The organism is Pseudonocardia sp. GCM10023141, from assembly GCF_042653605.1.
Genome location: NZ_JBHSIR010000008.1, coordinates 201626 through 221181, shown reverse-complemented (window position 1 = coordinate 221181; position 19556 = coordinate 201626). Strand labels below are relative to the sequence as shown.

14 protein-coding genes and 1 pseudogene are annotated in these 19556 nt (G+C 74.5%); 2 read left to right on the top strand and 13 right to left on the bottom strand.

Going from position 1 to position 19556, the window contains the following annotated elements; translation table 11 throughout:
* Positions 1-35: 35 nt before the first annotated feature.
* Entirely contained in the window at positions 36-1457 is a 1422-nt protein-coding gene (locus tag ACFPFQ_RS04605) for a type VII secretion-associated protein (RefSeq protein WP_379615067.1), read from the bottom strand.
* Positions 1454-5506 (bottom strand): type VII secretion protein EccCa, encoded by a 4053-nt coding sequence (gene eccCa / locus ACFPFQ_RS04600; RefSeq protein ID WP_379615065.1) that lies wholly within the window; start codon positions 5504-5506, stop codon positions 1454-1456. The genes ACFPFQ_RS04605 and eccCa overlap by 4 nt, the downstream gene beginning before the upstream one ends.
* Positions 5507-5652: 146 nt before the next feature.
* On the opposite strand from eccCa, the gene eccD reads away from it, so the two are divergent.
* Positions 5653-7020: a type VII secretion integral membrane protein EccD gene (gene eccD, locus ACFPFQ_RS04595; protein ID WP_379615063.1), complete on the top strand. Its 1368-nt coding sequence runs from the start codon at positions 5653-5655 to the stop codon at positions 7018-7020.
* A complete protein-coding gene (gene mycP / locus ACFPFQ_RS04590) occupies positions 7017-8303 on the top strand; it encodes a type VII secretion-associated serine protease mycosin (RefSeq protein WP_379615061.1) in 1287 nt (428 codons plus the stop codon). The genes eccD and mycP overlap by 4 nt, the downstream gene beginning before the upstream one ends.
* Before the next feature lie 103 nt (positions 8304-8406).
* Here the strand turns inward: mycP and eccB are convergent, their stop codons facing one another.
* The 11 genes and pseudogenes from eccB to rpsD form a co-directional block, all read right to left on the bottom strand.
* Positions 8407-9828 carry a type VII secretion protein EccB gene (gene eccB / locus ACFPFQ_RS04585; RefSeq protein WP_379615059.1) on the bottom strand — a complete coding sequence of 474 codons (1422 nt, stop codon included), beginning with the start codon at positions 9826-9828 and terminating at the stop codon, positions 8407-8409.
* A 59-nt stretch (positions 9829-9887) separates the two neighbouring features.
* Complete coding sequence (locus ACFPFQ_RS04580) at positions 9888-11744, bottom strand: hypothetical protein (RefSeq protein ID WP_379615057.1); 1857 nt, start codon at positions 11742-11744, stop codon at positions 9888-9890.
* The gene (locus tag ACFPFQ_RS04575; RefSeq protein WP_379615055.1) at positions 11729-12481 is read right to left on the bottom strand and encodes an ABC transporter ATP-binding protein; all 753 of its coding nucleotides are present in this window, start codon (positions 12479-12481) and stop codon (positions 11729-11731) included. Before ACFPFQ_RS04575 ends, ACFPFQ_RS04580 begins: the two co-directional genes overlap by 16 nt.
* A complete protein-coding gene (locus ACFPFQ_RS04570; protein ID WP_379615053.1) occupies positions 12481-13101 on the bottom strand; it encodes a TetR/AcrR family transcriptional regulator in 621 nt (206 codons plus the stop codon). The genes ACFPFQ_RS04575 and ACFPFQ_RS04570 overlap by 1 nt, the downstream gene beginning before the upstream one ends.
* A 114-nt stretch (positions 13102-13215) precedes the next feature.
* Positions 13216-14166, bottom strand: a complete 951-nt coding sequence (locus ACFPFQ_RS04565; RefSeq protein ID WP_379615051.1) for an isopenicillin N synthase family dioxygenase — start codon at positions 14164-14166, stop codon at positions 13216-13218.
* Entirely contained in the window at positions 14163-14618 is a 456-nt protein-coding gene (locus ACFPFQ_RS04560) for a nucleoside deaminase (RefSeq protein WP_379615183.1), read from the bottom strand. The genes ACFPFQ_RS04565 and ACFPFQ_RS04560 overlap by 4 nt, the downstream gene beginning before the upstream one ends.
* 46 nt (positions 14619-14664) lie before the next feature.
* Positions 14665-16086 (bottom strand): purine-cytosine permease family protein, encoded by a 1422-nt coding sequence (locus ACFPFQ_RS04555; protein WP_379615049.1) that lies wholly within the window; start codon positions 16084-16086, stop codon positions 14665-14667.
* 91 nt (positions 16087-16177) lie between these two features.
* Complete coding sequence (gene truA / locus ACFPFQ_RS04550; protein WP_417715027.1) at positions 16178-17041, bottom strand: tRNA pseudouridine(38-40) synthase TruA; 864 nt, start codon at positions 17039-17041, stop codon at positions 16178-16180.
* A 212-nt stretch (positions 17042-17253) separates the two neighbouring features.
* Positions 17254-17778: pseudogene (gene rplQ, locus ACFPFQ_RS04545) on the bottom strand (50S ribosomal protein L17); the annotation flags it as partial.
* A 2-nt stretch (positions 17779-17780) separates the two neighbouring features.
* On the bottom strand, positions 17781-18827 hold the full coding sequence (locus ACFPFQ_RS04540) for a DNA-directed RNA polymerase subunit alpha (RefSeq protein WP_379615047.1): 1047 nt from the start codon (positions 18825-18827) through the stop codon (positions 17781-17783).
* 115 nt (positions 18828-18942) lie between these two features.
* A complete protein-coding gene (rpsD, locus tag ACFPFQ_RS04535; RefSeq protein WP_379615045.1) occupies positions 18943-19548 on the bottom strand; it encodes a 30S ribosomal protein S4 in 606 nt (201 codons plus the stop codon).
* Positions 19549-19556 lie beyond the last annotated feature (8 nt).

The following is a 19556-nucleotide window of genomic DNA, read 5'->3' as shown; positions in this document are numbered from 1 at the left end:
GATCGTGTGCATGTGTGAACGCCGCGCATGTCGGTTCAGGCGCGCCGGACCGAGCCCACCACCGTCGCGCAGGCCGGGCGCATCACCGCGGCGCCGCTGGGGGTGTGCCGGCAGCCGACGCTGAGCTGGGCGTCGCCGTCGAGCACCACGTACCAGTCGACGATCGTGTTGCTCTGCTCCTGCTGCCGGTAGGTGGTGACGGCACGGCCCGCGAGGCGGTCGGCCGCGACGTAGCCCGACAGCGCCGACCCCTGCGCGACGGCTGCGTCGAACGCCGCCCGCAGCTCCGCCTGGGCGCGGTCCGGTTCGGCACCGGAGTCGTAGCCCAGCGGGGTGCGCTCGACGGCGATCACGTCGCTGCCATCGGGAGCGGCCACGGGCGTGATCAGGCTGCGCCTGCGCTCCGGCAGGCCGCCGGTGTGCTCCCAGCCCGCGGGCAGGTCGAGCCGGTAGCCGTACTGCACGAGCACCCCGGACGGCACGGCGGCGGCCTCGGCCACCGGCAGCATGCTGCCCGCGCCGACCAGCGCGCCACCGAGCCCGAGCACGGCCAGCGCCGCGACGGCGGCGCGCACCGGGTGCCGGTTGCGCGGTGGTGCCGGAGCCAGCCACGAGTCGGCCGGCGGCGGTTCACCCGATCCGGTCGGGTCGCACTCGCCGTGGTCCACGTCCCCGGCGAGTGCGAGCGCCCCGAGCACCGCGGCGGCATCCGGCCGGGAGGCGACGACCGCGGCGGCACCCCCAGCAGCACCCGCAGCAGCACCCGCAGCGTCGACGAGCTCGGCCAGCAACGGCGTGCGGGCCACCCCGCCGATCAGGAGCACCGGGCCGGGACGGCCGCGCACCATCGCCAGCACCTCCTGCAGGGGCGCCACGGCCTCCTGCAGGCGCGGCCGCAGCGCGGCGCGCAACTGCTCGGCGTCGACCCGGACCCGTCCGGCCGGGGTGCGCGCCGTGGCCGCAGGCTGCAGCGAGAGCGCCTCACGGACCCGCCGGACCTCCCGGCGGGCGGCCTCGGTGTGCAGCGCCTCCTGGGCCCCCAGCAGCTCCAGCACGGCGTCGTCGAGGCGGGCCCCGCCCACCGGCACCCGGCGCAGTGCCACGACGGCACCACGGTGCACCACGGCCGCCTCCGCACCGGTCTGGCCGACGTCGAACACCACCCGGGCGCTCACCCCCGCGGCCGCAGCCACCGGTGCCGGCACGGTGCGGACCCGGCCGGCGAGATCGGCGGCACCCCGGGCCCAGCCGACGGCCCGCTCCCCCGACCAGTGCCCGGGATGCACCAGCAGCAGCTCGTCCGGTGGCGACCCGACGAGCTGGTCGAGCAGCGCCGCGATCCCGTGGACCGCGCCACCGGGCAGCTGCGCGAGCAGTCGCGGGGCGCCGCCCTGCTCGACGCCCGCGATCCGCAGGGCCGTGGCGCCGGTCTGCACGGCGATCGCGGTGAACCTCACCGGGCGTCCTCCGCATCATCGGTTGCAGGATCGTCGGGGGCAGGATCGTCTGCGGCGGGCGGGAGCCAGGCCAGCTGCAACCGCCGGATCCCCCGGCGGCGGTCGACGAGCACGCCACGCCCCGGTGGCTGCGGCGCCGGCTTGACCGTTTCGAGCAGGGCACCCTCGTCGGGACTGCCGTTCATCACCAGCCCGGGCGCGGCGAGCTCGCGCAGCCGCCCCAGCATCGGGTCGAACAGGGCCCGGCCGGCACCGCCGCTGCGGCGCGCGACGATGACGTGCAGCCCCACGTCCTTGGCCTGTGGCAGGAACTCGACGAGGGGCAGGAGCGGGTGCACCGCGGCGCCGCCCGGTGCGACCAGGTCGTAGTCGTCGACGAGAACGTAGACCTCGGGACCGGTCCACCAGCTGCGCTCGCGCAACGCCCGCGGCGTGACGTTCGGGCCCGGCAGCCTGCGGCGCAGCGACTCGGCCACCTCCCGGGCCGCCGCCGCCGAGGTCTCCGGCGTGCTGGCGTAGGCGATGAGGTGCGACGACGGGACGCAGCCGAGCAGGCCGCGCCGGTGGTCGATCACCACGAGCCGGGCCGCGTCGGGAGCTTGCCTCGTGGTGATGCCGTGGACGATCAGCCGCAGCAGCGACGTCTTGCCGCTCTCGGCGTCGGCGAAGCACAGCAGGTGCGGCTCGGCGGTGAAGTCGAGCTCGACCCGCGCGAGCCGCTCCTCGTCGAGGCCGATGGGGATGGCGCCCGCCGTGCCGCCGGCGGCCGGCTCGGCGGGCGGCAGTGCGGCGAGCTCGACCAGCTCGGGCAGCAGCCGCACCGGCGGGAACCCGGGGCCGGTGGCCGCGGCGGCGATCCGCGCGACGAGTGCAGCGGTGTCGGCCCCGTCCCCGGCGTCATCGCCACCCGCGAGCCGGGGAGCGGCCAGCAGCGTGGGTGCACCGTCGACCGCGAGCCCGTGCCCGTGCCGGGGCGGTACCGCGGCGGCCCGGCGGCGATCGACCTCCGACTCCGCCGCCTCACCCAGCCGCAGCTCCAGCCGGGTGCCCAGCAGGTCCTTGAACGCCGGACGCAGCTCGCTCCACCGGGTGGCCGAGACCGCGAGGTGCAGCCCGTAGGACAGGCCCTGCGCGGCCAGGGGGAGCAGTCGCGCCTCCAGGTCGTCGAACTCGCCGCGCAGCGTCAGGTAGCCGTCGACGACGAGCAGGAGGTCGGTGGCAGGTTCGCCGTCGAAGCGGCTCTGTGCGCGCCCGGCCCGGAACGCCTCCACCGAGGCGATGCCGGCATCGCGGAACAGCAGCTCGCGACGGGCCAGCGCCGCCGAGAACTCCGCCACCGTGCGCCGCACGAGGTCGGGTTGCTGCCGATCGGCGACCGTGCCGACGTGCGGCAGCCCGGCCAGCGTGGTCAGCGCGCCGCCACCGAAGTCGAGCACGTGCACACCCAGCTCGTCGGGCCGGTGGGTCAGCGCGAGCCCGAGCACGGTGGTGGCCAGCCCGGTGGACTTGCCGCTGCGCGGGCCGCCGACGACGGCGAGGTGTCCGTCGGCACCGGCCAGGTCGACCACCAGCGGGTCGCGGCGCTGCTGGTAGGGCCGGTCGATCAGCCCGACGGCCACCCGCAGCGCACCCGACGGCGCTGCGGCCGCCACGAGCCCGCGCCCGGGCACCTGCCGGATCGGCCCGAGCAGCTCGTCCAGCGGCGGCGGGACCGAGAGCGGTGGCAGCCACACCCGGTGGGCGGGCGGGCCGCTGCCCTGCAGCGCGGCGATGACGGTGTCGAGCACGGTGGGTCCGGCGTCCTCGGCGTCTCCGGAGGGCGCCGACGGCGCCGGGCCGCCACCTCCGGCGGGCGCGGCGGTGACCGGACCCGCGCGGAACGGGTGGGCGCGCGGCCGGGGCCGCGCCGGACCGGGCCCGGCCGGAACCGCGGCAGGGGTGCCCGGCCCCGACACGTAGGCGCCCCGGAAGCGGACGAGCTCGTCGGTGCCGGTGGCCAGGAACGCCGATCCCGGAGCCGACGGGAGCTGGTGCGCGTCGGGCACGCCGAGCACGGCGCGCGACTCTGCCGCGGAGAACGTGCGCAGCGCGATCCGGTAGGACAGGTGCGACTCCAGCCCGCGCAGCCTGCCCTCGTCGAGCCGCTGGGAGGCCAGCAGCAGGTGCAGGCCCAGCGAGCGGCCCAGCCGTCCGATCGTGACCATCAGCTCGATCAGCTCCGGCCGCTGCGCGAGCAGCTCGGAGAACTCGTCGACCACCACGAACAGGGCGGGGAGCGGCGGCAGCTCGGCGCCCGCGCGGCGGGCCGCGGCGTAATCGGCGACGCCGACGAGGTTGCCGGCCGCACGGAGGATCTCCTGTCTCCTGGTGATCTCTCCGGCCAGCGCGTCGGCCATCCTGTCGACGAGGGTGAGCTCGTCGGCGAGGTTGGTGATCACAGCGCTGACGTGCGGCAACGCGGCGAGGCCGAGGAACGTGGCGCCGCCTTTGAAGTCGACGAGCACGAGGTTGAGCTCGGCGGAGGAGTGCGTGGCGGCGAGCCCGCAGACGAGCGTGCGCAGCAGCTCGCTCTTGCCGGAGCCGGTGGCACCGATGCACAGCCCGTGGGGGCCGCTGCCGCCCTGCGCCGACTCCTTCAGATCCAGCGTGACCGGTGCGCCGCGCTCGTCGACACCGATCGGGACGCGCAGCCGATCACTCTCCGACGCCGCCCAGCGCGCCCGCAGCGCGGCGATCCCGGCCGCTCCCGGAGCCATTCCCAGCAGGCTGGGCAGCTGCAGAGCGGCCCGGCCGGTGCCGTCGGCCGCATCGGGTTCGAGGCCGGCGGGCCGGTAGCGCGCGAGCCGGCGCGCCATCGCCAGCGCCTCGGCGGCACCGAGCGCATCGGGCACGCCGATCTCCGTGCGGCCGGCGGCCGGACCCATCGCGGGATCGGTGGCAGCCGGGCCGGAACTCGGCCCGGATCCGGCGCGGTGCAGCCGCCCGCCGCCCACCTGCAGCCGCACCACCGACGGCGCCGGGCGCCGCCCCGACGGGGCACCCACCCGCAGCACCGTGACGCCTGCGACGCCCGCCCACGGGCCCGGCCCCTCGGCCACCCCGTCGACGACGACGAGCAGGTGCGGCTCGCCCACCCCGGCCCCCGCCTGCCGGCCGGCGAGCTCGGCCACCCACCACCGCCGCACGTCGTCGACGTCGGCGGTGATCATGCGCAGCGCTCCGATGGCATCGCGACGGCGGGGATGGGCCGCGTGCGGCAGCCATTTGACCCACTCCCACTCCGGCGCCAGCGACGGCGGCGCCACCACCGCCACCAGCGCGTCGGCCGGGCTGTGCCACAGCGCGTACTGCGCGACGACGGCCCGGCCCAGCGCCCGGACGTCGACGAGGCCCGCTGCGGGATCGGTCGGCTCCAGCCAGACCGTGGAGCTGGCGCGCAGCGACAGCGCGAGCGGCAGGTCGGGCACGACGGCATGGCCGCGCAGGAACCGGCGCAGCGCCAGCGCCGTGACCGGTTCGATGCCCTCCACCGGACCCGTGTGGGGCGCGACGAGCCGGGTGGCGAGCCGCTGGGGCCCGATCCCCACGCGCACCTGCCCGAAGTCGGAGTCCGCCGCTCGCCGCTCCCACAGCCGGCCCGCGGCCAGCACCGCGGGCCATGCCGCCGGCTCGGGGTGCACCGACTCGACCGCCGCCCGCTGCTCAGCGGCGATCGAGCGGACACGCTCGCGCAGCATCCCGAGGTAGCGCAGGTAGTCGCGCCGATCCTCGTCGAGGGTGGCCGAGCGGTTGCCGCCGCCGCGGCCGCTGCCCGTGGCCATCATGCCGAGCGCGGACAGGGCGAACATGCCGCCGAACAGGTAACCCGTGACCCCCGGGCTCGCGACGACGAACCCGACCGCGCCCAGCATCATGAGCAGCGGCAGCATCTTCGCGAGCACCCCGGACGGCACCAGCCGTTCCGGCTCCGGTGGTGGCTCCAGCGCCAGCTCGCCAACGGGTGAGCGTGGTGGCACCCGGCGTGGACGCACGACGCCGACGGTTCCCATCGCCACCCCTTCCGTTCGGTGCCGGCAGCGCGGATTCCCCCAAACGGCCACGGGGAACGCACCGGCCTTGCGATGCTAGGCAGCAGCCGGGGTCCCCCGTGGGCGTTCGGAACAACTCGTCGATCTCAGTTGCCGGGAGGCGCCGCATGGCCGGTGACGGGCAGTTCTGCAGGCTCACCGTGCTGGCTCCACGCACGCGGGTCGACGTCGCGCTGCCGGCCGACGTGCCCGTGGCGGAGCTGCTGCCGATGGTGCTCGAGCTGGTCGGCGAGCCCGCTCCCGTCCCGGCGGGCCCGGTGCGGCGGCCGCTGCCGTGGCGGCTGTCCGGTGCGGCGGGCGGTCCACTGCCGGTCGCGGCCACTCTCGCCGAGCTGGGGGTGCTCGACGGTGAGCTGCTGCGGGTGGGCCCCGCCGATGCCGCACCGCCCCCACCCGTGTTCGACGACCCGGTCGACGCGCTGGCCGCCACGGCCGGGAGCGGCAGCGCGGGCGAGCATCCGTTCCCGGCCGCGGTGGTGCTGACGCTCGTCGTCGCCGCGGCCGGGATGCTGGCCTGGACCGTTCCCGGCCTGATCGGTGCCGGTGTCGCCGCGGTGGCAGCGGCCGTCGCCGTCGCCCACGCCGCGCGCCTGGTCCGCGAGCCCGGCCCGGTGCCACGAACCACGGGGTCCGACGCGGCCCGCACCGCTGCGCTGGCCGCCGTGCCGCTCGCCGCCGCGGCGGGCTGGGCGGCGTCGGGGCCCTCCGGTGGCGTGCTGTTGGCCGTCACCGCGGCCGGCGTCGCCGCGGCCGCCGCCCAGGTGGTGCTGCGCGTGGTCGCGCCGGTGCTGGTCGGGATCGTCGTGGCGGCCGTGCCGGCCGCAGCGGCCGCCGTCGCCGTCCGGTTCGGGGTGGCGCCGGCAGCGGCTGCCGCCGCGGTCGCCGCCGTTGCGGTCGCCGCCGGACCCATCCTCCCCCGCATCGCGCTGCGTCTGGCCGGACTGCCCCGACCGCTCGTCCCGGCCGACGGTGACGAGCTCGTCGACGCCGACAGCGGCCCTGACCTGCTGCCGCCCCACGAGCTCGCCGAGCGGGCCGACCTCGCCCGCGGCTATCTCGCCGGGCTGGTCGGGGGGTGGGCCACGGTGGCGGCAGCCGGCGCAGCGACCGCGGCCGCCGGGAGCGGTTGGGCCGGGCCCGCGGTCGCGGGTGTCACCGTTGCGGTGCTGGCGCTGCGCTCCCGTGGTTACGCCGACCGCGCACCCACCCGCGCCTCGCTGCTGGCCGCGATCACCGCCGCCGTGGCGCTGGCGGTGCTGCTCGGCGGCCGCGACGCCGCCATCGCCCGGCCGCTCGCCGGGGTGGTGCTGCTCGTGGCAGGCGGGGCCGGGCTGCTCGCGATGGGCCGCCCGCGACGCGTCGGCTCGCCGGTCGCGCGACGGGCCGTCGACTGGCTGGAGGCGCTGCTCGTGACCGCCGCGGTACCGCTCGCGTTCGGCGCGATGGACCTCTACCGGATCTTCCGCGAGCAGTGAGCGTCCGGGCCGCGGTGCTGGCTCTCGCGGTGGCCACGCTGGTCGGTCCCGCGCCGGTGCCGGCCGCGGTCGTCGGGCCGCCGGCTCCGCCTCCCGTCAGCAGCGATCCGCCGCCGGGGCACCGCCCGGGTCCGGCACCGGGGCTGCGCGCCCAGCAGGCGTGCTCCCCCGCGGCGCCCGACGCTCCCGCTCCCGGTGCCGCCGGTATCCCCGACGCCGCCACCCGCATGCAGCTCGACGCCGTGCACCGGCTCGCCACCGGCGCAGGCCAGGTCGTCGCCGTGATCGACACGGGCGTCGAGCGCCATCCCCAGCTCGGGTCCCGGCTGCGTGCCGGTGGCGACTACCTCACCGGCGGCGACGGCTTCGACGACTGCGACGGTCACGGCACCGCCGTGGCGGGTGTCATCGCCGCGGCCGCCGACGCACCCGGCGGGATGTCCGGCATGGCGCCGGGCGCCACGGTGCTCGCGATCCGCCAGTCCAGCCCCAGCTACGCCGTCGCGGGCCCGAGCGGCTCGTCGCACCAGGCGGGCGACACCGAGACGCTGGCCGACGCGATCGTGCTCGCCGTCCGGGAGGGGGCCGGGGTCATCAACATCTCCGAGGCCGTCTGCGTCGCCCCCGGCCTCGCGGCGACCACGGGCGAGTCGGTGCACGCCGCGCTGCGGTTCGCCGCGCGGTCCGACGTCGTGGTGGTGGCCGCCGCCGGCAACGTCGGCTCGGGCTCCTGCGCCGCCGCCGGCACGGCCCAGGTCCCGCTGCCGGCCTGGTACGACGAGCTGCTGGCCGTCGGCGCCGTCGGCCCCGACGACGCGCCCGCCGACTTCACCGTGCCCGGTCCCTGGGTGGACGTGGCCGCGCCGGGCACCGACATGCGGTCGCTGGCCGTCGGTGGCGGCACCACCGACATCGACGTGCGGGGCACCAGCTTCGCGGCACCGTGGGCCGCCGGGCTGGCCGCGCTGATCCGGCAGCGGTTCCCGGCACTGACCGCCGCCCAGGTCACCGACCGCATCATCGCCACGGCGCGGCGCCCGGCAGGCGGCCGCAACGACACCGTCGGCAACGGCGTGATCGACCCGGTTGCGGCGCTCACCGCGGTACCCGCCGTGCTCGACCGCGCCGTCGCCGCAGCGGCCCCGCAGGCCGAGCTCCCACCCGCGCCCACCCCACCCGCGCTGCCGGCAGGCGGAGCGGGCCTCGACCTCACGGCAACCGCGGCGCTGCTCGCGGCCGGGGCGCTCGCGGCCTGGCAGCTGCGCCGCCGGCGCCCGGCCTGATCCCCACCTCGCACACCCACCCAGGTCCTCGCACACGCTGCACACCCTGCGACGACCGGAGAACGTTTGCGAAGACCGCGTGGGTGTGCGAGGTCGCTCGGGCTCAGCCTCCGGGAAGCACGTCCACCACGTGCCCGGCCTGCGCGAGATCCTGCAGCGGCCCGACGGGCAGCAGCCGCAGCGCCGCCTCGGGCGCCGGTGCGGCCGGGCCCACGCCGAGCGCCGCCGCGGTGGCGGCGTCGGCCACCCCGTACGCGACGCCGCCCGCCGACACCAGCCACAGCGGGCCGGCACCCGGTGCCCGGCCGGGCCCGGTGGCGCGCACTGTCCCACCGCCACCGACCGCGACGGCGTCGATCCGCGGACCCGCCCCGTCGGCCTGCGCGAGCGGCACGGGAGGCGAGCCGGTCCTCGGCAGTGCCGCTCCCCACCACGTGCCGCCGCCGGGGACACCGCCGTCGACCCACGTCCAGCAGGTGACGGGCGCGTCGGCGGGCTCGAGCACCCGCAGCGAGTCTGCGGGCCAGCCGTTGACGCGCAGCAGGTCGACCTGTGCGGCCGCGTCCAGCACTCCGGACGCGACGGGGCGCGGGGCCCGGGCTGGCGAGGATTCCGCCAGCAGCTCACCGATCATCTTCGGTGTCTTCTGCAATCCCGCGGCCAGCACCACGTAGTACTGCGCCGGGCTGCCGCCGGGCTGCGTGACGAGCACGTCGCCGACCCTCCCCGGCAGGCCCGCAGGCGCGGGATCGCCGCGGCGGGGCACGTCCGGGATCGCGAGCGCCGGACCCTCGGGGATGAGGGACAGCAGGTCGGCCGACGCGCTGCGCGGCACGGGGCGGCTGAGCCCGAACGCCGCGAGCAACCGCCCGTCGGACGTGTCCAGCCGGTGCCGGTGGCCGCCCGTGACGAGCCAGGTGGCGCTGTCGGGCCCGGCCAGCAGCACGCTGTCGCCGTCCGGATCGGGCACGGGCGCAGCCACTCCCCCGAGCACGGTGGTTGCCGCGACCTGGCCGCCGTCGGTGACCTGGTCGCACACCGCCCAGCCCGCCGCCACGGTGGCGTCGGGGCGCACGGCGACCGCACCGGGCACCGCGGCGGTGGGGGTGTGGGCACCTTCGGCGAGCGAGGCGTCCGCGATGGTGACGGGTGCGAGTCTCGCGGGGTCGCCGGCACCCGGTCCGCGCACGGCGGCGGCGACGAGCCGGGCGGCCGTCAGGTTGGCGACGGGCACCAACCGGTCACCCGCCACCACGAACATGGCCCCGGACGGGGAGCCGACGACCACGGCCTGGTCCTTCCACGCCTTCGCGGGAACGATCTTGGCGTAGCCCAGCACCGCGCCGAGCCCGAGCATCCCCAGCAGGACGCCCACCAGAGCGGCCCGGCGCTGCGAGCGGATCTGCTCGTGCAGCGGCACGGGATCGCCGCGCACCAGTGCAGCCTCGAGCCTGCGCAGGCCGAAGCGGTACGCATCGGCCTGATCGCGGGTGGCAGGAGCCCGCGTGGAGCTGGGGCGAGGCACCCCCGGACGGTAGCCGCGAGGGTGCCCGTCCCGTGGGCGTTCGGGAAAACCCGCCGCGCCTACTCCGCGGGCTGCGGCGCCGCCGGCGCCCAGAACACCGACGCCACCGTGGCGTACATCGCGAGCCCGAGCGCGATCATCGCGACGATCACCGGCCAGGACCACGCGTCCGGCACGTGCATCGCGAGGAACCAGGACTTCGTCTCCACCCCGGAGAACTTGAAGATCATCGGAACGACGCCCTGGGGGAACAGCGGGATCGCCCCGAACGAGACGCACAGCCACACGAGCACCCGGCGCCAGAACGGCAGCGCCTCCATCCGCGCCGCCAACGAGCCCACGGCCGCACCACCGGGGCCGTCGGCCGGGCGACCGTGGCGCAGCAGGCTCAGCAGCTCCGGACCGCGGCGCTCCAGCCGGGAGATCGCGATCGCACCGAGCCCCCACCACGACAGCAGCCCGGTCGCGACGCCCACCGGCACGCCCCACCAGCCCCACCACAACGCGGCGCCGACGGCCGGGCCGGTGGTGAGCAGGATCAGCGCGAGCCCCGCGTAGACCTGGCCCATGGCCTCGCCGTCGTTGTCGCCGGACGAGAGCGGGTTGCCCGACCGCTGGTGCGCGTCGACGCCCGGCACGGCCATCACCACCGACAGCAGCGCGCTGATCCCGGCAGCCCCGCCGAGCACGGCAGGCAGCACGGCGAGCACCAGCGGCCAGGCCGTCGCGTCGCCCCACCACGTCGCCAGCAAGCTGATCAGCACCACCGGCGGCCCGTAGACCAGCAGGAACGCGCGTTGCCGCGACCGCAGGTCGATGCGGGCGGAGCCCGGCACCATCAACGTCAACCACAGCGCCGTGCCGTCGGCCGCGTACAGGTTCGACGACATGGCACCGCCCATCACGGCGCCGACCAGGCCGGCGAACGGCACCATGCCCGTCCAGCCGATCGCGAGCGGCATCAGGCAGAAGGCCAGGCCGTACACCAGGGAGAACACCACGCGGTGGCCGCTGAGCAGGTCCCGCGACCAGGTGCGCAGCTCCTTGGCACCGGCAGCACCTTGCGCGCTGCGGGCCGTCAGCGGGTACCTCGGCGTGACCCCGATCCGGTCGGCGGTACCGCGCCACGCCAGCAGCGCCGACCAGCCCAGGAACAGGACCGCCGCCAGCACGCCCAGCCCGGCGAGCGCGGCCAGCACCAGCAGCCAGTCACCGCGGCCCGCCGCCTCGACGGCCACCAGGGCCCAGCCCGACGGCGCGATCCGGCCCGCCGTCGCGAGCACGCCCTTGACGTCGAAGCTCACGAACGCGACGACGAGCGCCCAGCCCTGCGCCGTGAACGCGAGGATGAACGCGTTGACGGCGCCGGCGAGCACCGCGCCCGAACGCACCTGCAGCAGCAACCCGTACACGGCGACGGCCAGCCGCGACGCGAGCACGAAGCAGGCCAGCTCCAGCAGCACCGCAGGCACCCCGACCAGCGCTGCCGGCACCGAGATCCGGGCGCCCTGAACGATCACCGACGACAGCGCGACCAGCGCGATCACCGGGGCGACGCCGACGAACGACGCCGCGACCAGCCCGCCCGTCAGTGCCCGGCGCGACAGCGGGAGCGCGGTGAAGAACTCGGGGCGCAGCGACTCGTCGCCACCGCCGGTGAACAGCGGCCCGACCACCCAGCCGAGCATCCACAGCCCCAGCGCGACGGCCAGCAGGTCGGCGTCGGCGGCACCCGCCCACACGGTGCCGGCTGCCAGGCCGAGGCCGATCACGCCCCCGACCACCATGAAGAACACCCGGTTCTGATCGCGCAGCCCGTGGCGCAGCATCGCGATCTTCATGCGCACGAACACCTGCCAAGGCCGCGCGCCTGCCCCCACCGTCACGACATCGGGGGCCATCACACCGACAGCCATGCCAGCCCCTCCGCCCCGCGCGTCGACGCCCCGACGAGTGCCACGAACGCGTCCTCCAGCGTGCCGCCCGCCTGCACCTCGGACACGGTGCCTGCCGCCACGACCTGCCCACCTGCCACGACGGCGACGCGGTCGCAGAGCTGCTCGACCAGCGCCATCACGTGGCTCGACATGACCACCGACCCTCCGCCCGCGATGAAGCGGCCCAGAATCGTGCGGATCGTCGCGGCCGATACCGGGTCGACCGCCTCGAACGGCTCGTCCAGCACCAGCAGCCGGGGCGCGTGCAGCAGCGCGACGGCCAGACCCAGCTTCTTGCGCATGCCGGTGGAGTAGCCGATCACCTGCTTGCGGTCCTCGCCGTCGAGCTCGAGCACCTCGAGCAGCTCGGCCGCGCGCGCCGTCACCTCGGCGACGGGCATCCCGCGCAGCAGCCCGATGTAGGTGAGCACCTCGCGGCCGGTCAGCCGCTCCGGCATCGCCAGCCCGTCGGGCAGCACGCCGACCAGCGCCTTCGCCTGCTGGGGCGCCGCCCAGACGTCGACGTCGAAGATCCGTGCGGTGCCCGCGTCGGGCCGCAGCAGGCCCACCGCCATGGACAGGGACGTGGTCTTGCCTGCGCCGTTGGGGCCGAGCACGCCGAAGAACGAGCCGCGCGGCACCCGCAGGCTCAGGTGGTCGACCGCGGCGCGGCCACCGTCGGACTTGCAGAGTCCGTCCAGCTCGAGTGCATCCATCACGATGATCCTTCGATCGGGTGCGCGGTGGTCGCGCGTTCGAAGATGTCGGCGAGCTCGACGCCGTAGGCGACGAGGTCGAGATCGGGAAGCACGCCGATCAGCGCGGGCACGGCGTCGATGGCCGCCCGGATGGTGATCGCCATGGTGCGGGAGTCGAAGTCGCGGAACTCGCCCGTGGCGTGGCCCCAGGCCAGCACCCTCTGGACGTCGGTGACGGCCTGCACGCCCTGCGTCGCGTAGACGCCCTGCTGGTCGCTGCCGGCCGCGTCGTGGCGGATGATCTCCAGCAGTGCGCGCAGCTCGCGCGGGTGCCTGCGCATGAAGTCCAGGTTGCTGGTGATCAGCATCCGGAGCCCGGCCATCGCGGTGGGCTGGCCGACGATCTGCGGCTCCATGATCGCCACCGCCGTCGCAGCCACGTGCTCGACGACGGCCGCGATCATCCCCGCCTTGTTGCCGAAGTGGTACGAGATGACCCCGACGCTGATCTCGGCGCGCTCGGCGATGCGGGCCATCGACGCCCTCGCGAGGCCGACCTCGGCGATCACCTCCGCGGCGCATCCGACGATCTGGCTGCGACGCGCCTGTTCAATGAACGTCAGATTTTCTGAAGGCACGTTCAGAGATTAACACAGGCATTCAGTTCTGCCCGCATGCCAGAGCGAACGGCGCGTTCGTACACCTCGGGTGGACGAAAGTGCCGTTCGTGCGGGGTGGGGGCCCGCAAGCCGCTACACCGTGATCGCGTCCAGCCGTTCCCGCAGGAACGGTGCCGACACCACCGGTGCCAGGCCCGCGCGTCGCCCGACCGGCGGCTCCAGGGGCGTGACCAGCGCGTCGTGGTCGAGCTCGCCGAAGAACACCAGCGAGTACAGCTCCTCGTGCGGCGCCCCGGCCTGCGGCGGCAGCACGCGGTGGCGCCCCGAGCGCCAGCGCAGGCCCGTCCAGTGCTCCAGCAGGTCACCGATGTTGACGGTGAGCGCGGCCGGGTCGTACGGGGCGTCGATCCACCCGGTCGACGGGGTCTCGACCTGCAGCCCGCCCGCCCCCGGCTCCCGGTCGAGCACGGTGACCGTGCCGAAGTCGGTGTGCGGCCCGATCCGGTACTGCCCGGGTTCCGGCTCGCCCACCTCGGTCAGCGGCGGGTAACGGTTGATGTTGAACGTCCAGGTCGGGTGCGCGGCCAGCGCCGTCAGCGCGTCGAGCGGCTGCCCCAGCGCGTCGGCGCAGAGTCGCAGCAGGTCGCGCGACAGCGCTTCCATCGCCGCCGTGTACCGGACGGCGACGTCGTGCAGCGCCGGGACCTCGGCAGGCCAGACGTTCGGCAGGAACCACTCGGCGTCGACGGCCGCGTCGCCGGTCGGCACGAACGGGCCGACAGCGAAGGACTCCTTCAGGTCCGGGGGCGTCTCGACGCCCTCGACGCGACCGTTGGCCTCGACGCCGGGCCCGAGCCACCCCCGGCCGCCGACCGTCACCCCGTAGCGCGCCTTCTGCTGCGGCGGCAGCGCGAAGAACGCCCGCGCCGCGCTGCGGACGTCCGCGCGCAGCGCGTCGCCCACACCGTGGCCGGTGACCAGCAGGAACCCGGCCTCCTGCAGCGCGGCGTCGACGATCTGGCCGACACCGCGATCACCCGCCCGCCAGGCCGCGAGGTCGATCGTCGGGATCGGCGAGGTCATAACGGCTCCCCGATGTCCTCGTTCCACAGCTGCGGGCTCGCCGTGATGAAGTCGGTCATCAGCGACGCGCAGCGGTCGTCGTCGAGCACGGTGATCGCGACACCGTGCTCGGCGAGCCAGTCGTGGCCGCCGTGGAAGGTGCGCGCCTCGCCGACGAGCACCGCACCGATGCCGAACTGGCGCACCAGACCCGAGCAGTACCAGCAGGGCGACAGGGTGGTCACCATGATCGTCTTGCGGTAGTCGCGCTGCCTGCCGGCCGCCTTGAAGGCCGCCGTCTCGGCGTGCATCGACGGATCGTCGTCCTGGACCCGCCGGTTGTGGCCGCTGCCCAGCAGCGTGCCGTCGGTGGCGAACAGGGCGGCGCCGATCGGGATGCCGCCCTCGGCGAACCCGGCGCGGGCCTCGCCCAGTGCGACGTCGAGCATCGCGGCGGTGTCAGTCGGAGCCATCACCCGCCTCACTCTGCTGGCCGCGCAGCCACCGCCGCAAGCACCCTCAGCGCTTGCGGCTCGCCGACAGCCGCGGGAACAGCGCGGCGTAGACGGCGGCGGCGAGCGCGGTGCCCACGAAGAACGCGATGTCGCCGACGCCGGGCAGCAGCGATGGCACCAGCCCGGTGAACAGCACCTGGTTGGAGAACAGCGGCACCGACACCCCGATGCCGACGACCAGCGCGATCACGCCGGCGTGGTTGCGATACCCGCGGTCGTAGAGCAGCTCGCGGGGGATGTCACCGTGGCGCAGGTACATGTCGGTCAGCACCACGCCGAGCCACGGCCCGATCCAGTAGACGATCACGAGCAGGAAGCCCTCGTAGCCTGCCGCCGCGTCACCGAGCGCCAGCAGCGCGATGACGAAACCGATCACGCCGAACGCCGCCGCGACCACCGCCCGCGCCCGCCGCAGCGGCACCTCGAAGCCCATGCTCAGGAACGCCATCGCCCCGGAGTAGACGTTGAGGACGTTCGCGGCGACGGCCCCCAGCGCGATCGCCAGCAGCGTCAGGTTCGCGAGCAGGCCGGGCAGGACGCCCACGTACTTCGTGGCCGGGTTCTCCGACGTCACGCCCGCCATCGCCGAAGCGCTCACCGACGCCGCTCCGACGATCATCAGGACGGTCGTGGAGACGAACATGCCGAGCCCCGCGGCGAGCCCGGTGCGCCGCGGCGAGCTGTCGGCGGGCAGGTAGCGGGCGTAGTCGGCGGCATACGGGCTCCACCCCGCCGTGTAGCCGAACACCGCCCCGACGGTCAGCAGGAACCCCCCGATGCCGCCGCCACCCCCGTCGGCAGGCACCGCGGACGCGTCGAAGTGCGTCAGCACGATGACCGCACCGACCGCGAAGATCACCGCGAGCACCGGGAAGGCGATCCGCTCGAACGCCTGCACCAAGTTGTGCCCGAAGAACGCGATGGCCACCTGCACCAGCACGATGACGACGAGGCAGCCGACCGTCGGCAGGCCGGTGAGGGAGTTCAGCGCGAACGACGCGCTCACGCTGTTGACGGCGAACCAGCCGCAGCCCGACGTGATCGTCATCAGCCCGGCGGGCAGCACGTTGCCGCGGTAGCCGAACGCCAGCCTGCCCAGCACCATCTGCGGCACCCCGCCGGCCGGGCCCCGAGCGGAGATCACCCCGTGCGCGAGGGACGCGAGCCCGTTGCCGAGCAGGATCGCGGCGACCGCCTGCCAGAACGTCAGCCCGAAGACCAGCACCGAGAGCACGCCGACGAAGACCGTGGCGAACTCGAGGTTGGGCGAGGTCCACGTCCAGAACAGCTGGCGCGGCCTGCCGTGGCGCTCGGCGTCGGGGATCGGCTCGTTGCCGCCGGGTTCGACGGCGACGACGCGGCCGCCGTACTCTCGCCCGGGGTCGCTGCTGCCGGGAACCGTGCCCGGAACGGGATCCGCTGCCATCTGCACACTCTCGCCCCCGGCACGGCCGCGGACAACAGGGACCGAGCCGTGGACCGAAGCCGTAACACGGACGTTCCCGGGGGCGGCGGGCTCAGCCCTGCGCCACCCGTACCTGCCTCGTGACGGCGGCCCTGGCCGCGAGATCGGCCTCGTCGGGGTAGTCGACGCCGATGAGCGACAGGCCGTGTGCGGGAGCCACGGTGACCTCGCTGGCCCGGCTCCCCCGCTGCAGCAGCGTGGCGATCCACGCCGGATCCCGGCGGCCCCGCCCGACGTCCAGCAGCGCCCCGACGAGGCTGCGCACCATCGAGTGGCAGAACGCGTCGGCGCTGACGTACGCGAGGAGGACACCGGAGGCCTCGCCGGGTGTCCAGTCGAGCCGCTGCAGCGCACGCACGGTGGTGGCGCCCTCGCGGCGCTTGCAGAAGGCCGCGAAGTCGTGCTCGCCGAGCAACAGCTCCGACGCCGCGGTGACGGCATCGAGGTCCAGCGGATGCGGCCAGGCCAGCGTGTCGCGGGCACGCAAGGGCTCCGCCCCGAACGGGGCCGTGGCGACGCGGTAGCGGTAGTGGCGCCGCAGCGCGGCGAACCGCGCGTCGAACGTGTCGGGCACCGACGAGATCGCGTACACGCGGACGTCGGGCGGCAGCAGCCGGTTCACCCTGCGCAGCAGCTGCGCGGGGTCCACGTCCACCGGGAGGTCGATGTGGGCGACCTGCCCGTCGGCGTGGACGCCGGCGTCGGTGCGCCCGGCGACGGTGAGCGTGACCGGCAGCCGCAAGATCGTGGCCACGGCCTCGGTGAGCACGCCGCACACGGTGCGGAGCCCTGGCTGCATCGCCCAGCCGGAGAAGTCGGTGCCGTCGTAGCCGAGGTCGAGGCGGTAGCGGGAAACAGCACCGAGCCCGCCGTCCGGGGGGACGACGGGCTCGGTGGTGTGGTGCGGGTGGATCAGGACTCGTCCTTCTCCTGCTGCGACGGCGGCAGCGTGAACCCGGCGGCCTCGGCGGCCTCCGCGTTCGCGAACCAGACCTCGGCCACGGTGCGGTCGTAGAACGCCGTGCCGGGGACGTGGTACAGCATCGAGTCGGCGTTGCCCTTGATGTCGAAGCCCGCGGGGGCCTCCGCCGGGTCCTCGAGCGGGGCGTGGCTGCCCTCGCCGTAAGGCGCCTCGTCGGTGGACGCGGACTCGACGGCCTCGGGGGCCTCGACGACCTCGGCCTCGGCGACCGGAGCGGTCTCCTCGGTCTCGGCCGGTGCGGCTGCGGCCTTCTGGGCCGCCGCCTTCTGCGACGCGTCCGCGCGACGAGCCCGGTTGGCCTCGTCGGTGACGGTCTTCTGCGACACCAGCTCGATCACGGCCATGGGGGCGTTGTCGCCCTTGCGCGGCATGGTCTTGGTGATGCGCGTGTAGCCACCCTGACGGTCGGCGAAGAACGGGCCGATGTCGGTGACGAGGGCGTGGATGACGTCCTTGTCGCGGATGACCTTGGCGATCTCGCGGATGTTGTGCAGATCTCCGCGCTTCGCCTTGGTGATCAGGCGCTCGGCGTAGGGCCGGAGCCGCTTCGCCTTCGCCTCGGTGGTGGTGATCCGGCGATGCTGGAACAGCTGTGTGGCCAGGTTGGCCAGGATCAGCCGCTGGTGCGCGGGCGAACCGCCGAGGCGGGGCCCCTTGGTGGGCTGAGGCATGGCTACAGCTGCTCCGTTTCTGCGTAATCCTGACCGTCGTCGCCGAACGGCTGGTCGGCGTCGAATCCGTCGGAGCCGTACTCGGCAGCCGCAGCCGACGGGTCGAATCCGGGCGGGCTGTCCTTGAGCGCGAGGCCGAGCCCGACGAGCTTCATCTTGACCTCGTCGATCGACTTCGCACCGAAGTTGCGGATGTCGAGCAGGTCGGCCTCACTGCGGCCCACCAGCTCACCCACGGTGTGGATGCCCTCGCGCTTGAGGCAGTTGTAGGACCGGACGGTGAGGTCCAGCTCCTCGATCGGCATCGCGAAGGCCGCGATGGTGTCGGCCTCCTGCGGCGACGGCCCGATCTCGATGCCCTCGGCGTCGACGTTGAGCTCGCGGGCGAGCCCGAACAGTTCGACGAGCGTCTTACCGGCAGAGGCCAGCGCGTCGCGGGGGGTGATCGAGGGCTTCGTCTCGACGTCGAGCACCAGCTTGTCGAAGTCGGTGCGCTGCTCGACACGGGTGGCCTCGACCTTGTAGGTCACCTTGAGGACCGGCGAGTAGATCGAGTCGACCGGGATGCGGCCGATCTCGGCGCCGGTGGCCTTGTTCTGCATGGCCGGGACGTAGCCACGACCACGCTCGACGACGAGCTCCACCTCGAGGCGGCCCTTGTCGTTCAGCGTGGCGATGTGCAGATCCGGGTTGTGCACGGTGACACCGGCCGGGGGCACGATGTCGCCTGCGGTGACCGGGCCGGGGCCCTGCTTGCGCAGGTACATCGTGACCGGCTCGTCCTCCTCGGAGGACACGACCAGCTCCTTGAGGTTCAGGATGATGTCGGTGACATCCTCCTTCACCCCGGGAACGGTGGTGAACTCGTGGAGCACGCCGTCGATGCGGATGCTCGTGACCGCTGCCCCCGGGATGGAGGACAGCAGCGTGCGCCGGAGCGAGTTGCCCAGCGTGTAACCGAAGCCCGGCTCCAGCGGCTCGATGACGAACCGGGAGCGGGTGTCGACGACCGAGTCCTCGGTCAGTGCGGGGCGCTGAGAGATCAGCATGGGGATGTGCCTCCTTCAGGCCTGCGGCAACCGCTATTTGATGCCGCAGCAAGCCCCCGCCGCCTCCCTGCGGCGACGGGGGTGTCGAGTAGCTACCTACCCAAGAGAGAGAGAACTACTTGGAGTAGTACTCGACGATGAGCTGCTCGGTGACCTGCGTGTCGATCTGCGCACGCTCGGGCACGGAGTGGACCAGGATGCGCAGGTTCGACGGAACGACCTGCAGCCACGCGGGAACCGGACGATCGCCGAGGAGCTCCTTGGCGATGATGAACGGATCGGTGGCCAGCGACTTCGGGCGGACATCGATGATGTCGTAGCGAGTCACCTGGAAGCTGGGGATGTCGACCCTCTTGTTGTTCACAAGGAAGTGGCCGTGGTTCACCAGCTGGCGAGCCATGCGCCGCGTGCGGGCGAGGCCCGCGCGGTACACGACGTTGTCGAGGCGGCACTCGAGGAGCTGCAGCAGGTTGTCGCCGGTCTTGCCCTCGCGACGGCTGGCTTCCTTGTAGTAGCGGCTGAACTGCCGCTCCATCACGCCGTAGGCGAAGCGCGCCTTCTGCTTCTCCTGCATCTGCAGGAGGTACTCGGTCTCCTTGATCCGGATCCGGCCGTGCTGGCCGGGCGGATACGGGCGACGCTCGAACGCCTGGTCGCCGCCGACGAGGTCGACCTTGAGCCGGCGGGACTTGCGGGTCATGGGTCCGGTGTAACGAGCCATGTCTTGTT

Excerpts from the sequence above, each read along its gene's own strand:
- eccCa (WP_379615065.1), bottom strand. The coding sequence starts at position 5,506 with ATGGGAACCGTCGGCGTCGTGCGTCCACGCCGGGTGCCACCACGCTCA.
- eccD (WP_379615063.1), top strand. The coding sequence starts at position 5,653 with ATGGCCGGTGACGGGCAGTTCTGCAGGCTCACCGTGCTGGCTCCACGC.
- ACFPFQ_RS04580 (WP_379615057.1), bottom strand. The coding sequence starts at position 11,744 with ATGGCTGTCGGTGTGATGGCCCCCGATGTCGTGACGGTGGGGGCAGGC.
- ACFPFQ_RS04575 (WP_379615055.1), bottom strand. The coding sequence starts at position 12,481 with ATGGATGCACTCGAGCTGGACGGACTCTGCAAGTCCGACGGTGGCCGC.
- ACFPFQ_RS04565 (WP_379615051.1), bottom strand. The coding sequence starts at position 14,166 with ATGACCTCGCCGATCCCGACGATCGACCTCGCGGCCTGGCGGGCGGGT.
- ACFPFQ_RS04560 (WP_379615183.1), bottom strand. The coding sequence starts at position 14,618 with ATGGCTCCGACTGACACCGCCGCGATGCTCGACGTCGCACTGGGCGAG.
- ACFPFQ_RS04555 (WP_379615049.1), bottom strand. The coding sequence starts at position 16,086 with ATGGCAGCGGATCCCGTTCCGGGCACGGTTCCCGGCAGCAGCGACCCC.
- ACFPFQ_RS04540 (WP_379615047.1), bottom strand. The coding sequence starts at position 18,827 with ATGCTGATCTCTCAGCGCCCCGCACTGACCGAGGACTCGGTCGTCGAC.
- rpsD (WP_379615045.1), bottom strand. The coding sequence starts at position 19,548 with ATGGCTCGTTACACCGGACCCATGACCCGCAAGTCCCGCCGGCTCAAG.